Raw genomic sequence first — 14577 nt, forward strand, 5'->3', positions numbered from 1 at the left:
ATTTTTACTTTATTCCAATAAATAGAAAAAGAAGCCTGCTGCCAATTCGCAGCAGTGCTTCTAATAAGCGACTAGATGGGTTGTCTTTCGTTCTTGGACTGCTTGTACCACAGCAGCATGCCCAGCGAGATCACGCCAACAGCAAGCAGCATGCCATACACATGCTTGTACGAGGACACAAGCGGCGTCTGCGTCTGCAGCTCGAGCAGCAGTCCGCAGACGGCGACGGAGATGGATCCGCCGAAAAATTGGATCAGCTGCATGAGCCCCATGCCGGCTCCGATGAGCTGCTTGGGCAGCATCCGCGACGTCTCGTTGTTGAGCGCCGCGAGCGTCGCCGAGAAGGCTGGCGAGAAGACGATGTAGCCAAGCAGGATGACAGCCGGCGAGGTGCCAATGATGGCAAAGAAGCTCAGTAGAACAAGCGCCAGCAAGCCATGGCCGAGCAGCAGGAAGCGCACATTGCCGTAGCGGTCGATCCACCGCCCGACGAAGCGCGTCAGGAACGCGGAGAGAATCGCCCCCGGCGCTATGGTCAAGCCGATGCGCATGGCGCTGAGGCTGAACGCCTTGGCAAGGATGAGCGGCATGAGAAACAGGTTGCCGAGATTCAAGATCAGCAAGCAGAATCCGATCGTCACGAGCTTGAGGAAGGTGCCGTTTCTCAACAACGCCGGGTTAATGAAGGTTTCCTGCCCTCTGCGCAAATGCCAGGCATGAACGGCAAAGGAAGCTATGCTGACCGCAAGCCACACCCATGACAGCTGAGTGACCGCCAGCAGCAGCGTGGCTGCGTTAACGACTGTCATCAGAGCCCCGGCCAGATCGAAGCGAAACGGCGGAGCTTCTTCTCGGGGCAGCAATCGCAGCAAGACGGGCAAGATAACGAGAACAAGGCAGGTCACCGCGAACAAACCGTTCCAGCCGAAGTACTCGCTGATGATGCCGCCGACGATCGGACCGAGCCCGAATGCCATGGCGCTGCCTGCCGAGATCATGGCAATCGCGGAACCGCGGCGCTCTGCCGGGATATAGCGACTGGCGAGTACTAGCCCGAGACCGGCCATGACGCCGGCGCCGGCGGACTGCAGAATGCGAGCGGTCAGCAGCATGCCGAAGCTGTGCGCGAACAAGCCGAGTACCGAGGAGAATCCCAGCACGCACAGGCCGACGGCGAGCAGCTTGCGAATCGTCACGGTATCCGAGAGCCGGCTGTAGATGACCGTAGAGAGCGCGTAACCGATGGAATAGCTGGATATGACCCAGGAGCCGAGATCCGCGGTGATGTGTAAATCTTGAATAATGCTAGGGATGGACACATTAAACATCGTCGTGTTCATGACCACGATGAAAAGCCCGATCGTCCATACCGGCATCACAATTCTATCGTTCATATTCATACCGTCCAGTCTGCAGCTAAGATATTTGCTAGTGTTATTCCCCTAATTTACACAAAATAAAGGCAGCCATGCAAGCGGCTGCCTCCGTCATCTGTCAATTAATCCCGGTTTAAAAATAAAGAAACATGTGCGGCAAATAAATCCGGATACTGGAATAGAAAGCCATGACCGGAATCCGGGTAGATGATCAGTTGTGCGTTCGGTATTTTTTGAGAAATGATATACGAATTGATCGTGGGAACCATAATATCGTGATCCCCGTTGGCCACAAGAACAGGCTGCTTGATCTCTCCAAGCCGGTCAAAGGTTGAATCCGTTCTCCAAGCCATAGCTCCTTTGATCTGCGCTTGTACGGATTCCGGCTTGACTAACGGCGATCTGTCATCGCTTCTTCGCTGATTGAGCCGTTCCAAATACTTGGTTCCTGCGGTTCTGCTTGTTTCCGTCGGCTCGAAGAATAAATAAAGGAAATCTTCAGGTTCGTTAGGCTCCGGCTTGAACGCAACTTGGAATACTTCGGGTTTCCCGGATTCCGTACCTTCCCCTGTTCCGCCACCTGTCCCTGCTAGGATCAATCGGCGAACCAAGTCCGGACGAGTAATCGTTACGATCTGCGCGATATAACCCCCCATCGAAAACCCGAGCAGATCCACTTGCTTCAGACCAAGCGCCTCAATAAATGCAATCGCATATTCCCCGGTTCCATAGAACGTTTCGGCAACCTCTCCGGCAGATAGCCCGACACCGGCACTATCGAATAGGATCACCGTTCGTTCTTTCGCCAATGCATTCACTACGGCAGGATCCCAATCATCCATCGTTCCCCGGAAACGTTGGCAGCACACAAGCGGTACTTCCGATGGTTTGCCAAAAATGCGGTAGGCCAATCGAATTCCTTTGACATCGAGATAAGAAGTCTCAACGGTTTCAGCTGTTGCCCCAATGGTAGTCATCATACAAATCTCCTTTAAAATATTTTTATTTTGAGAATGATCATTCTAAAATGGTCTCATTCATATTATCAGAAAAGAAAACATAGATCAACATGCCTCCCCTGCTCCCTATTCAAATACTTGAACAAATTGTCGTGGATAAAAAAACCAACCCGTAAAGCGGTTGGTTCTCGGGTTGTTCCTGTTAGAAATACACGTGAATTATGACAGCTTGATGATTTGTCCGCCGTCTATGACCATACAGTGTCCCGTCATGTACCGGGACTCGTCGCTCGCCATGAACAGTGCCGCATCGGCGATATCTTCCGGCTGGCCGACCTTTCGCATTGGAATCGACATCACATAGTTCCCAATCGCCTGCGGATTGTCAATCAACGGTTGCGTCAACCTCGTTTCGATAAAGCCGGGGCATAGCGAATTGACGCGGATGCCGTGTTCGGCGAGCTCCAGCGCCATCGACATCATAAGCAGATTCAACCCGCCCTTCGATGCATTGTAGTGGGCTTGTTCAGACTCGGCAGCCAATCCGTTCACACTGGACATCTGAATGATTGAGCCCCCCGCTCCCTTACGCACCATCTCCTTGGCCGCACGTTGGGATACGAGGAACGCGCCTTTCAGGTTCACGTTCATGTGACGGTCCCAATCTTCCTCCGTCATCTCGAGAAAGCGGGACGGCCTGCAAATACCAGCATTATTTACGACAACATCGAGCCTGCCCCATCGAGCGGTCACTTGATCGATCATGGCGTCAACCTGGGATTTACATTGCACGTCCGTAACGACCGCTAACACTTCCGCTCCTTCAGCGCGCAGCAATCCGCCGGCTTCTTCCAGCGCCTCCGCTTCGTTATCCGCGATGGCTACCTTCGCCCCTTCCCGGGCGAAACGGCGGGAGATGGCACGGCCGATGCCGTGCGCTCCCCCTGTAATTAACGTTACCTTCTCTTTAAGCCGCATATCCTTGCCTCCTCCCTTAACCGAGACGACTTAGAGCCCGATCTGCGGCAAGCAGCGTTTCTTCGATATCCGCTAGGCCGTGAGCCGTCGAAATGTACCATAAGCCGTTCGGCCGGAGCAGGACGCCTTCGCTGAGCATGAGTTCAGCGAAACGTGCATATTTGCCTGCATCTCTTCGATTGAACGTATCAAAATCCGCTACCTCTTGCTCATCGATGAACATCATATGGAAGACGGGACCGACTTGATTGATGACGCCTGGGAGGCCATGCTTCCCGAGCAGCCCGCGAAGACCGGCGGATAAAGTAACAAACAAATCTTCCATACGTTTGAAAGAGGCCCCTTCATCTTGGGCCAGCTCTCGGATCGTCGTCAGTGCAGCGGCCGTGGCCACGCCGTTCCCGTTCAAGGTTCCCAGATGACTGACCGCCGAGGTGTCGATATGCTGCATAAGCTCGGTTGAGCCGGCAACGGCGCTGACGGCCATTCCGCCGCCCATCGCTTTGCCGATGGTGACCAGATCCGGCTGGATGCCGAACCGGCCATGCGCGCCCCCAAGACTTAACCTGAAGCCTGTAATGACTTCATCCAATATAAAAACGATCCCCAGCTCCTTCGTTAAGCGGCGGACCAGCTCCAAATACCCGGGCTTTGGTTGAAGGCAGCCCGAATTGCACATAACCGGCTCCGAGATCACGGCGGCAATCTCGGAAGCCCGGCTCCTTAGCGTCGATTCCAGCGCTGCCGGGTCGTTCCATGGGAGCAGGATGATATCGTCCAGACTGTTACCGCTTTGCCCCTTCGTTCCCGGAGGTACCGGAGGTAACGCAGAAGTTCCTCCATCACCTGCCGGTTCGCTCAAACCCGCACCGGGAAAAGAGGTGAAGATCGAGTCGGACCAGCCGTGATAATGCCCGTGGAAACGGACGACCTTGCTTTTACCCGTATGGGCTCGGGCGAGGCGTAACGCTAGCATGACCGCTTCGGTTCCTGAACCGCTGAGCGCGACCTTATCCGCGCAGGGAAGCACTTCCACCAGCAGGTCGGCAAGCTCGATCTCGCCTTCATGCTGCAGCCCGTACGTATACCCTTTGCGCATCGCGGCTAAGATGGAATCCGTTAATCCGTCGTGAGCATGCCCCAGAATCAACGGTCCGTAAGCAAGTAAATAATCGATGTAGGTATTTCCATCTACATCCTGCAGCCGGGCGCCTTTGGCCGATTCGGCATATAACGGAACCGGCTTCATCGCAGCGCGCAGCGAGCTGGCGACTCCCCCGGCAAGATGCTGCCGCGCCCGCTCATAGTTAGCTTTGGAACGTTCAGTTGTTCGCATAGCGGATTTACCCCCTAAAATACATTCTCAAATGGTTGATATTGTTTAATCCAACGGAAAAACAGGACGTTGGATTTGTTTATATGGAAAATGAGACAGGTTGGAGCTGCAGCAGCCCGGCGTATCGACCGGGATGACAGCCTTGCAAATCGATCCGAATGCCGTCTTCCAGGCTACGGCCGATTTGACGACAATCACATGATAATCGTCTGCTTGAAGTCCCGCCGAACGGATATGGCCCGGATCCCAGGGAGCGGTTCGCTTTTCCGTTACCATGACCGTAAGCAATCCTGCTTCGATCACCGCGGTTTTCCCCATATCCGCCCGCTGTCCGGTCATATAAGGACCGATATGCGTATAACGACCGTCGAACAGCGTCCGGATGATTCCCCGTATCCGTACGGGTTCACCGTGCAGACGACCGCTTCTTCCTCCGATATGGCCGTCGTATTCGGCTCCGACACCGAGCTCGTGTGCGGCTGCAGCGGCTTCTTCGTCGCGAATGACGATAAGCGTTCTTCTTACAGGGTTGATGAGATGAACCAACGTATGGGTGGCATCCGCAGGTGCTCCGCCTCCGACATTATCCGAGCCTTCCACCAGGATGACGGGGCCTTCGGGAATCTCCATTGCGCGGGACACCGCTTCCTCCACCGGCAAATCCGCATAGGTGAACAGGTGCCTGCGATCCCAGGCCATCCGCTTCAGCTCCTCGGCATAGCACTCCGCTAGCGTAAGATCATTCTCGGTCGTCACCACGAAGGATAGACCCGCGTCCGGCACGTCACTGTAGGGGAATCCTCCCGCCACCGTAACGTTCAGTACGTTCGGCTCAAGCTCCATGGCAAACGCACGGTCCATCAATTCCTTCATCGGCCCCTCCTCGTGAGTCAGCATCACCTGAGGAACAACCAGCATACCGGGCTTGGCGAGGGCAAGCGTAGGCACAATGTTACCGCTGACCGTGCGAATCAGCAGTTGGGCTGCTTCAACCGCACGCTCATATGCATCGATATGCGGATACGTATCGTAGCCTACGAGAATATTGGCCAAGCGCGCCATTTCCGGACTTATGTTCGCGTGCAGATCCAGCGTCGCCACAATCGGCTTGGACGGGCCGATCCGCTCTCGCACCCGCCGCAGCAGTTCGCCTTCCACATCGGGAAGACCTTCAGCAACCATTGCCCCATGCAGAATGACCAGTACACCGTCCGATGTCACATCCAGCGAACCGGAGAAGGCATCAATCAGCCGTTCCGCCGCTTCCGCTGCCACAATCCCGCTCGGTGTCGCTCCGGCATACAATCCGCAGGCCAGCTGAATGTCCTCACCGCAGAGAGCGTCGATTGCGCCTCCCATCGATGTCCGCGTGCCGCCATAGCGGCTCACAAATGCTTCATTGCCGAGCACCCATTCGGAGCTGAACGCCTCCAATCCCGTGATGTCCGGCGCAAATGTATTCGTTTCATGGAAAACACCGAGAACAGCAATCTTCATCTTGTTCATCCTTTCGCAGGAAGCAGTCCGCACCAGTCAATGATCATCTCCGCATACCAGCGAATCAAGCGCTCGTAAGCATCGAGGTCGAGGCATTCATCCGCCGCGTGGGCATTCGCCCCGCTCGGACCTATGACGATGGCAGGCGTACGGCTATACAGATTAAACATAAAGGCGTCACATGCGAACGGAGCGCCTTGAGGCGGGCCGACAGGAGCTTCAAGCACCCTTTCGCCGGTACTGGCGGCGATGCGCATAAAGCTGTCTGTCCGATAGTCCCTGGGCAATTCACTCCCGCTTAAGTATCGAATCAACGGCTTAATCTGCGGTCGGCATTGCGCAAGCGTCGGATAATGAGGCGATTGAGATTCGTAATACGCCCATAGTTCAGCCATTATCTCCTCTCCGGTCACTCCCGGATAACCTTCGATCCAGAAGTTCAATTCGCCCGTCGCGGGAAGCTTCTCTTGCAGCTCGCGGCTTGCGTCGCCGGAGTAAATGCTTAGCAGCGTTACCTCTGGCTCCCGGCCCCCTTCCCATAAGGGATGTGCGGGCATCCTGCCGAAGCGGTAGGCGCGGAATGCTTTCAGCATGGCGGCGAACTCCACCGTCGCATCCAGTGCGCTCACGAGCTCCTCCCCTGCGAAGCCGATCCCGCTTCTCCCTTCGAAAGACGCCTTCCAGATGCCGCCGCCCAAATGTGCCGTATACAGCCGCATATTGGATGGCTCGGGAATGATCGCCATATCCGCATTCGGTCCCCGCAATCTCCCGGCCAGCGACCCGTTGGCACCCCCATGTTCTTCATCGACAACGCTCTCGATATGTACCGTCCCCGCAATGGGAACGTTCAGCGAGATCAGGCATTTCACCGCCATCATGGCGGCAGCCATGCCGCCTTTCATGTCGTATGCGCCACGGCCGTACAGATAGCCGTCATGCACTTCACCGCCATAAGGCGGATATGTCCAAGCCTCATTCCCCTCATAAACCGTATCCGCATGGCCGGAAAATAGCAGCGATCTGCCGTTCCCGCCAAAAAAACTTCCCGCAACATTGGGACGGTTCGTATACACCCTGCTGTCCATATAAGCGGGATGGTCCTTTAAGCCGGGTACGTCCGTAAGCGGGTACATTTCTACCGCAGCCCCGGCTTCTTGTAACCATCGGGCCATAAACCGCTGATATTCCGCTTCTTCCCCATGCGGCGGGTGATTGACGCTTGGTATTCGGACGAGTCGGGCCGCCAGTCCGACGGCCTCCTCCCGATGCTCTTCCACCCATCGGCGGACCGCTTGCGACAATAGATCTCGTTCCATCCCTCATCCCCTCCTGAAAGGTCCTTTATTGCTGCGTTCTTTTGGCCGGCGCATAGGCAATGACGTCGATCTCCACCAAGTACGCTCCCATATCGACAGGCGCGGTTGTTCTTGCGGGGTAAGGCTGTTGGAATATCTCAGCATAAGTCCGGTTGTATCCGGGGAAATCCTCCGTTCTGCTGACATAAGCGTTCGATTTGACGACATGATCCAGCGTAAGTCCCACCTGCTCCAAGATGATTTCGATATTCCGCAGACACTGCCGGGTCTGATCTTCAATGGTCGGACCGGCAACAGCAAGCGTAACGGGATCCACGCCAACCTGGCCGGAAACATATACGAAATCTCCCGCGATAACGGCATGAGAGAACGGCAGCGGGAATTGCGGTGCCTGAGGAACGTTGGAAGCGATAGACATTGTAATCAACCTCTCTTTATGAAAGTTATTGGATACGCCCGCGAGCGTCGACGGTTATCGGTCTCTCAACCTTCCCATGACGCACGCCTTGTAAGGTGTTGTGAAGATTAGTTACCGTACAGCAATGATTGGGAATGAATTCGAGCCGGTCTCCGATAGCAAACCTCGCCCCTTCGGGAACTGCAACGATGCCGTGCTCCTCGCTAAGCCGTTCAATGAACACCGACGGATCGTTTCGGAGAAAGCCGTAACCCGGGCGGTGCGGATTGGTGTCGCTGCTGAAGGTTTTGGAACCTGCGTCGATAATGATGGTCCCGGGCCGGGGCGCAGCGACAACGGTAGCCAAGATGCTCATTGCAAGATCATCCATCGTGATGGAACCGATCGCCAGCTGGGCGATGTCGCCGAATACGTAAGCGCCCGGTCTCGTTTCCGTCGCGCCTGTCTGTTCCGCAATAAACTTGGAGGTCGGAGTCGACCCGACGCTGATGTCGGGAATGTGAATGCCCGACTTGGCAAGCAGCTGCTTCGTCAAGACAAGTCCGCCGACTTCGTCAGAAGCTGTTTGCCGAAGCTCGCTTAGGCTTTTCTTGCCGTAGGCATGACCGCCATGCGTCATCAGCCCGCGCACCTCCACACCGGGCATCTCTGCAATTTGCCGGACCACATTGGCGGTCTCCTCGCCAGGCTCGCCGCCGCAGCGGTTCAGGCCGGTATTCACATCGATATACAGCGGAATACGGCGCTGAAGCGATTCGCCTAATCGGGATATACCTCGGGCTACGTCAGCATGATCCGCGGATACGGTAATCTTGATCCCGCGTTCGATCAACGCACGCAGCCTGGCAAGCTTGGCTTCACCGACAATCGGGAAGGCGACAAGTATATCCTCGATTCCCGCATCCGCAAGCACTTCAGCTTCGCCAAGCTTGGCGACCGTCAGGCCGCAAGCGCCGTAATCCATTTGTTGACGTGCGATCCAAACGTTCTTGTGTGTCTTGAAATGCGGTCTCAGTTTCACTCCGGCCTGTTTGGCCAGCTCCGCAGTGAGCTTGATATTTCGTTCAAGTACGTCCAGCTCAATAAGCACAGCCGGTGTTTCCAGCTCCGCTACGTCCAATAATCCGGCTATGATAACCGCCTCCTACTCAATCGCTTTGTCCACTAAGCCACCAACAGCGTTCACGTTCGACAAAAAAAGCCTGACGATTCCCAGCGTCAGGCAGCTATCTCAAGACAAAGAACTACGCATTCAGCACCTGTCCGTCCAGCACTAATCTTTCACGGAGCTTGGCGTAGTCGATCTCCTGCACGGCGCAGCCGGCCTCCAAGGCGAGTGCCGCCGCCGTTGCCGCTGATTGCCCGAGAATCATGAAGACGGGCTCCATGCGGATCGAACCGTATGCAATGTGCGAGGAGGACAAGCACACCGGTACGATCAGGTTCGTGCACTCCTCGCCCTTGGGGACAATCGAACGATAAGAAATCGGATAAGGTCCGATCGGATTTATTTCTACATTGCCTTCGTTGATACAACGTCCGTCCAACACAAGCCTGCGGCAATTATGGGAATCCATCGTGTAAGTGGCCAGACCTACGGAGTCTTCCGCTACGGTATATTTGCGGCAATGATGCTCGGTCATCACGACCTCGGCGATCATTCGGCGGCCTTCCCGAATATAGAGTTGATGCGGCCATCCGCCCGTCTCTTTGAACTCGTCGGCAGGCAGTCCCCATTGGCGCGCTTCAGCTCGTACGTAGGCCGGGAGCGATTCGTCGTTGGCGAGAAAATAGAGCATTCCCAGATTATAATTCACATGGTCCTGAAAGATCGCCTCCCGAGCGGCATAACTCCCCTCCGGCCAATCGTAATTCGCTCCGATATGATCGGTGCTGATTGCGCCTCGGTTGTTCAGGTCGGACTTGCCCCTCGGCATAATTTTATTCAGCTGCAAGGCATCCCACACACCGGATTGTATGTAGCGAGACAGCAGCGCGAACCGGTCGGGATTGTAATTCGGCGGCTCGGGGAACGCGATCCGATTGTCCGGAACATTCGTCATACATATACGGAAATTGTAGGCCTGAACGCTGCGGTCCCCCTGCCCCTGATAGCCCGGCGGTTCATCGCTGATGCCCGGAAGCAAGCCGCTGTCCGGTTTCCCTGCGATCCGGTACGGATCGGTCCAGGCATAGAAATTATGCTTCGGATGCCCGAAGTGCACGCCGTTCAACGTCTCTCTGTAGACCGAGTTCGCTTCCCTGCCTACATGATAGGACACACCGGCCCGAGCCAGAAGATCTCCCTCATACGTAGCGTCAATGAAGATGGAAGCTGTGAAGGTATTGCCGTTTTCCATCCGCATGCGGACGATCCTGCCGTTCTCCATCTCGACGGAGTCCAGATGCTGCAGGTAATAAACAGGCGTCTCCGCTCGTTCCAACCATTCTCGATAGATCGCTTCCGCTACATGCGGCTCGAAGGCCCATGCGGCTCCGTCCGGCTCATCGCTGCCGTAATGCTTGCCGATCGTACGGTAAAACTCCCGGGAAATGCCGCCGATAGCCTCCTTGTTCCCAACATCCGTGCGGCCAAGCCCGCTAGCCGTCATTCCTCCGATATGGGAGCCGAACTCGGCTATGACGGGGCGAAGCCCCATCCGGCTTGCTTGAACGGCGGCGGCTATCCCCGCAGGCGTTGCACCGTATATACACAAGTCCGCATGGATATGCTCCGGCGGTTCGTTCGCCGCTTGCGGAGCATAATAGATCAATTTACTGAAATCAGCCATCTTTTCCTATCTCCTTATCTCATGGACTCTGCCGCAGTTTCAAACCATCCGCCAACATAACCGGTGATATCCCAGTTGCCGTCCGACCGCCCCTTCAAGGTTATCGAATCGCCGGGATTCGCGGATTTCAGTTCTCCCTTGAGACCGGCTGGCGTCCTGAACGCCGATCCGGATTGCGGCGTCAGCTTCACCGAATAAGGAGACTCCACCGCAACCGTGATGAACTGCCCCTTCTTGGACGGCGGCAGCGAGAACGCGGAAGCGCCGGAAGCCCCTGTATTCGTGACGAGATGTCCGTTGGCACCCGGATCAATCGCTGCAGTAGACGCCAGCGCCAGCTCCGGCTGCGGGTGCAAGTCGGCGAACACGCCGTCTGCGGCCGGATCTACATACAGCAGACGCTGTGCGCCTCCCTTAGCCGTGCAGTTGACGAACCTGATGTCCCGGATAGCCTCCGAACTGTTTTTCTTAATCGAGAATCCGCGAACAATGAAAGGAACAGGCCGCTCCTCAATCGACGAGCATTCCACAAACTCCACATTGCCAATAGCTTTTCTTGGAAACTGCGGCACGGTCGTTACGATGAAAGAAGAACCGTAGCCATATGGATCTTCGGGCGCATTCACCGTATTGCAATTGACCGCCCGGCAGCGTACGAAGGATACTTTAATGCTTTCCGGGGAGCTGGATAGGACCGAAAAGCCGGCGTATTGCTCTTTCTCAGCCACGCAATCGATGAAAGTCACCTCTCCCTTGACAGCATTCGCTCCTTCAGCGCCGTAATTAACGGAGCTGCCGAAGGAATTGCCTTTGGTGCGGCAATGCTCGAAGGTAATATCGACGCGCTCATTGGCTGCGGTCATCCGGTGGAGCGTGACGAGGAAGCCCCGCCCGACATTGCCTTCGGCCACACAATCCACGAAGTGGATTTTCTTCAGGACATCTTGACCCGAATTATTGTTGGGCTCGATATCGACTCCGCTCTTCGGCGCTGTACCGGTCGTGTTCGTGAATCTGCAATTCTCCACCAGCAATCCGTCCACGCTAATGACGGAAAGCCCCTGCCTGCGGTTATTGTTAGCCGTGCAGTGCCGCAGGACAATATCCTTGCAATACGGCTGGGACGCTTCGTAATTGCCGATGTAGAAGCCGTCCCCCCCGCTGTCATTCGCCTGGATCCCTTCGATGACGACGTTCTCCGATCCGCTGATATCGAAGATATGCGCCTGCTCTCCGGAGCTGAAAGCTGCTTTGTTCATCCGCAGGGTAGCCCCGTTGCCGATGATTTGCACATGCTTCGCATTCTTAATTCGGATCAGCCGTTCATATGGAGCCACTCTTTTTAGCGTGTCGATCGCTTGGATCACGGTGCCGGGTTCGAACTCGATGACAATGTCGCTCGGCACGATCAGCTGGCCGGACAAATAATATCCGCTCCGCTGCTTCGGGATATAGAGTCTCTTGCCGGCAGCGGCGTTCAGCGCATTTTGCAAAGCTTGAGTTTCTACGGTTGTACCGTCCCCTACGGCGCCGAACCAGGAAAGCACGATGGTTTCGCCGTATACTCGCTTGAATCTTCGGCCCTGCGTTGTCACGACAACCGTTCCGGTATTGTCCACCGAGGTCGTATCCGCCATGTCCAGCAGATAAAAGCCTTCCTTGCCTGCATCCGTCACATAGTAGGCGGCATCAGGAAGCTGATCTGCGGAGGTTCTGAGCTCGCTCAACGTGAGGGGCAAGCAAAAGTCGAGATTGCGCAAATCGTTCAGCTTTATTTTCTCATTTAGCGACCCATACACGTTCCCGGTAACGGACGATTGCGCTGACGCTACGCTTTGAAACCTCCCGTTCAGCAGGCCGCCGGTCGCAAAAGCCACCCCCGCCGCTCCAATCGAAGCGAGCAGCTTCCTGCGGTTGAACCTCACTCCTGCTCTGTCTTGGGCGGAAACTTCCGCTATTTCGTTATTCGGATTTGACGGTTGCTCACTCATACTCATAACCCTCCTAGCAAGATGTTGGATTAGTTCCCAATATTAAGCCGGCGTAACGGTTAGTTGACCTGTGTCGGTAACGCCCACGACGAAAACACTTCCACCCGGAGATTTCAGCTTCACAGACGAAGCGCTAAGCGCACCCGCCGATCCGATCGGCTCCCAGACGCCGGGCGTGCCGTCGGATACGCAAATCCATCCAGTCGGGGAGAGAACAGACGGCTGAGCGTTCCACAGGATGGAACCTCGTTTCCATGTCCCCGAGACAGGTGCGGCTGCAGCCCATCCCGTTATGGCATCCTTCGTCTGAATTTCCGGCGAAGTCCATGCTTTCAGATTCGCACCTCCGAATACGGGAGTTCCCGTGCCTGCGAACACGTTTCCGGTTGTAATCCGAAGGTCGGAGCCGGCCGCCGCCGCATCGATTTGCACGCATTTCCCCGCACATTCCGTCACATTGCCATCGAACAGCGTCTCCGTCACCACACCGCCGAACCAGTAACCGACACTGCCGATATTGACCAGCTGGTTACCGGCGATCAGATGACGGCCTGTCGCCTGCGGCCCTGCGAACCGGACCGCTCCGTTGGACGAGTTAATATCCTTGATCAGGTTGCCAGTGAATTGGACGGAAGAGCAGTTGGTAAACGATACGGCTATCGCCCGTGACGATTCGATCCGGTTGCCCGCAACGATCGGGGCTGCCGTATTCGCGATATTCCAGCCTGCGGCGCCGGTCGCATAATCGCGGTTGCCGCTGATTTCGAGTCCCTTGGTCACATTAGAGCATTGGATCATGCGGGCATCGGAGACAGACCCGTAGAAATCGTTGTCTTTGATGGTCACCTGCTCCGTGATCGCAGGAGCGCTGTTACACCGGAAGAAATACCTCGCTTGGCCCTTGTTCCCCGTAATGGTGATCCGCTTATTGGGATAGGACGTATTGGGATTGTATGAGTTAATGAAATAAATTTCGCTGTAATACTCATTGTTCGCGATCCAAATATCTTCTACGATATCCGAGCCTGTTGAAGAGCTGTTCGGCTCCAAATCGATGGTGGCCACATACGGAAAGGGATCCTTGATGACATTGCCTGAGATCCATACCTTGCGCCCGGAAACGACGGCAACCGCGCATCTCCTTGGATTGCTGAGCACGTTGTCCAGGATATGCACATTCTCACTGGGTGCAAGATACACGGTGCCAACACTGGAGCCGATATAGACACAATCTCCATATGGAGCATGCAGCATATTGTTATGAACGAAAACATTGACGGAATTGGCGATTCGGACAAGATGGGATTGCTCGTCGGCCGTGCCGGTCGTATAACCGCCGTTCAGGTAAAGTCCCGTTACATGCAGTCCGCCGCCCTGATAATTATGGATGAGAAACATGCGTTTCTGATCGGACCCGTTGGAACCGCTCATCTGGATTTCCGGCATGCCGATACCGATGATGGAAGCCGTTAGCGCTACCGGACCGCTCAGCTTATAGAATGCCGTCGGTTTAGGAACAATCATCGGTTTACCGGTAGCGGCAGCGTTCACGAAGGCGTTCGTGTCATCCGCAATGCCGTCTCCGGCGGCGCCGAAGTCAAGTACATTAACCCAGCACGGGTCGCTTGTGTTTAACAAATCTAACCCTTTCCGTACGTACACATTACCGGTCACCGTACTTGCTGCCGCTGCTGCCGGCGATCTGAGCAGGCTCCATACAGCCCCTCCGGCAGCCGCTGATATTCCAGCCGCCCCAAGAACGCCAAGCAAGCTTCGGCGGGTCATTGTACGGGATGGGTCGTTATCTTCCTCTTGTCCGGCGCTTTCCAACTGGTGCTGAGTGTCGGTCGTCTCTTGAAGTTTGACATCATGGAGCTCTGAATCCCTCATCATAATCCCTCCTACATCGTA

Annotated in this window: 11 protein-coding genes; all 11 read right to left on the minus strand. The window is 55.5% G+C overall.

Annotated features, from left to right (window positions below; genetic code table 11):
• Positions 1-71 precede the first annotated feature (71 nt).
• Complete coding sequence (locus J2X61_RS29300; RefSeq protein WP_274471581.1) at positions 72-1394, minus strand: MFS transporter; 1323 nt, start codon at positions 1392-1394, stop codon at positions 72-74.
• Positions 1395-1498: 104 nt separating this feature from the next.
• Positions 1499-2353 carry an alpha/beta fold hydrolase gene (locus tag J2X61_RS29305; RefSeq protein WP_310193111.1) on the minus strand — a complete coding sequence of 285 codons (855 nt, stop codon included), beginning with the start codon at positions 2351-2353 and terminating at the stop codon, positions 1499-1501.
• A gap of 201 nt (positions 2354-2554) precedes the next feature.
• Positions 2555-3313 (minus strand): SDR family NAD(P)-dependent oxidoreductase, encoded by a 759-nt coding sequence (locus J2X61_RS29310; protein ID WP_310193114.1) that lies wholly within the window; start codon positions 3311-3313, stop codon positions 2555-2557.
• Between the two features lie 16 nt (positions 3314-3329).
• The gene (locus J2X61_RS29315; protein WP_310193117.1) at positions 3330-4649 is read right to left on the minus strand and encodes an aspartate aminotransferase family protein; all 1320 of its coding nucleotides are present in this window, start codon (positions 4647-4649) and stop codon (positions 3330-3332) included.
• Between the two features lie 45 nt (positions 4650-4694).
• A complete protein-coding gene (locus J2X61_RS29320) occupies positions 4695-6146 on the minus strand; it encodes a M81 family metallopeptidase (RefSeq protein ID WP_310193120.1) in 1452 nt (483 codons plus the stop codon).
• A 5-nt stretch (positions 6147-6151) separates the two neighbouring features.
• Positions 6152-7465, minus strand: coding sequence for a M20 family metallopeptidase (locus J2X61_RS29325; protein ID WP_310193122.1), 1314 nt, complete (start codon positions 7463-7465; stop codon positions 6152-6154).
• A gap of 25 nt (positions 7466-7490) precedes the next feature.
• Positions 7491-7883, minus strand: coding sequence for a RidA family protein (locus tag J2X61_RS29330; protein WP_274471574.1), 393 nt, complete (start codon positions 7881-7883; stop codon positions 7491-7493).
• A gap of 25 nt (positions 7884-7908) precedes the next feature.
• Complete coding sequence (locus tag J2X61_RS29335; RefSeq protein ID WP_310193126.1) at positions 7909-9003, minus strand: alanine racemase; 1095 nt, start codon at positions 9001-9003, stop codon at positions 7909-7911.
• Between the two features lie 124 nt (positions 9004-9127).
• Positions 9128-10675 (minus strand): FAD-dependent oxidoreductase, encoded by a 1548-nt coding sequence (locus J2X61_RS29340; protein WP_310193129.1) that lies wholly within the window; start codon positions 10673-10675, stop codon positions 9128-9130.
• A gap of 14 nt (positions 10676-10689) precedes the next feature.
• Positions 10690-12666 (minus strand): right-handed parallel beta-helix repeat-containing protein, encoded by a 1977-nt coding sequence (locus tag J2X61_RS29345; RefSeq protein WP_310193131.1) that lies wholly within the window; start codon positions 12664-12666, stop codon positions 10690-10692.
• Between the two features lie 42 nt (positions 12667-12708).
• Positions 12709-14556, minus strand: a complete 1848-nt coding sequence (locus J2X61_RS29350) for a right-handed parallel beta-helix repeat-containing protein (protein WP_310193134.1) — start codon at positions 14554-14556, stop codon at positions 12709-12711.
• Positions 14557-14577 lie beyond the last annotated feature (21 nt).

The organism is Bacillus sp. 3255 (assembly GCF_031456485.1).
Lineage (GTDB): Bacteria > Bacillota > Bacilli > Paenibacillales > NBRC-103111 > Paenibacillus_E.

Excerpts from the sequence above, each read along its gene's own strand:
- J2X61_RS29300 (WP_274471581.1), bottom strand. The coding sequence starts at position 1,394 with ATGAACGATAGAATTGTGATGCCGGTATGGACGATCGGGCTTTTCATC.
- J2X61_RS29305 (WP_310193111.1), bottom strand. The coding sequence starts at position 2,353 with ATGACTACCATTGGGGCAACAGCTGAAACCGTTGAGACTTCTTATCTC.
- J2X61_RS29310 (WP_310193114.1), bottom strand. The coding sequence starts at position 3,313 with ATGCGGCTTAAAGAGAAGGTAACGTTAATTACAGGGGGAGCGCACGGC.
- J2X61_RS29315 (WP_310193117.1), bottom strand. The coding sequence starts at position 4,649 with ATGCGAACAACTGAACGTTCCAAAGCTAACTATGAGCGGGCGCGGCAG.
- J2X61_RS29320 (WP_310193120.1), bottom strand. The coding sequence starts at position 6,146 with ATGAAGATTGCTGTTCTCGGTGTTTTCCATGAAACGAATACATTTGCG.
- J2X61_RS29325 (WP_310193122.1), bottom strand. The coding sequence starts at position 7,465 with ATGGAACGAGATCTATTGTCGCAAGCGGTCCGCCGATGGGTGGAAGAG.
- J2X61_RS29330 (WP_274471574.1), bottom strand. The coding sequence starts at position 7,883 with ATGTCTATCGCTTCCAACGTTCCTCAGGCACCGCAATTCCCGCTGCCG.
- J2X61_RS29340 (WP_310193129.1), bottom strand. The coding sequence starts at position 10,675 with ATGGCTGATTTCAGTAAATTGATCTATTATGCTCCGCAAGCGGCGAAC.
- J2X61_RS29345 (WP_310193131.1), bottom strand. The coding sequence starts at position 12,666 with ATGAGTGAGCAACCGTCAAATCCGAATAACGAAATAGCGGAAGTTTCC.
- J2X61_RS29350 (WP_310193134.1), bottom strand. The coding sequence starts at position 14,556 with ATGAGGGATTCAGAGCTCCATGATGTCAAACTTCAAGAGACGACCGAC.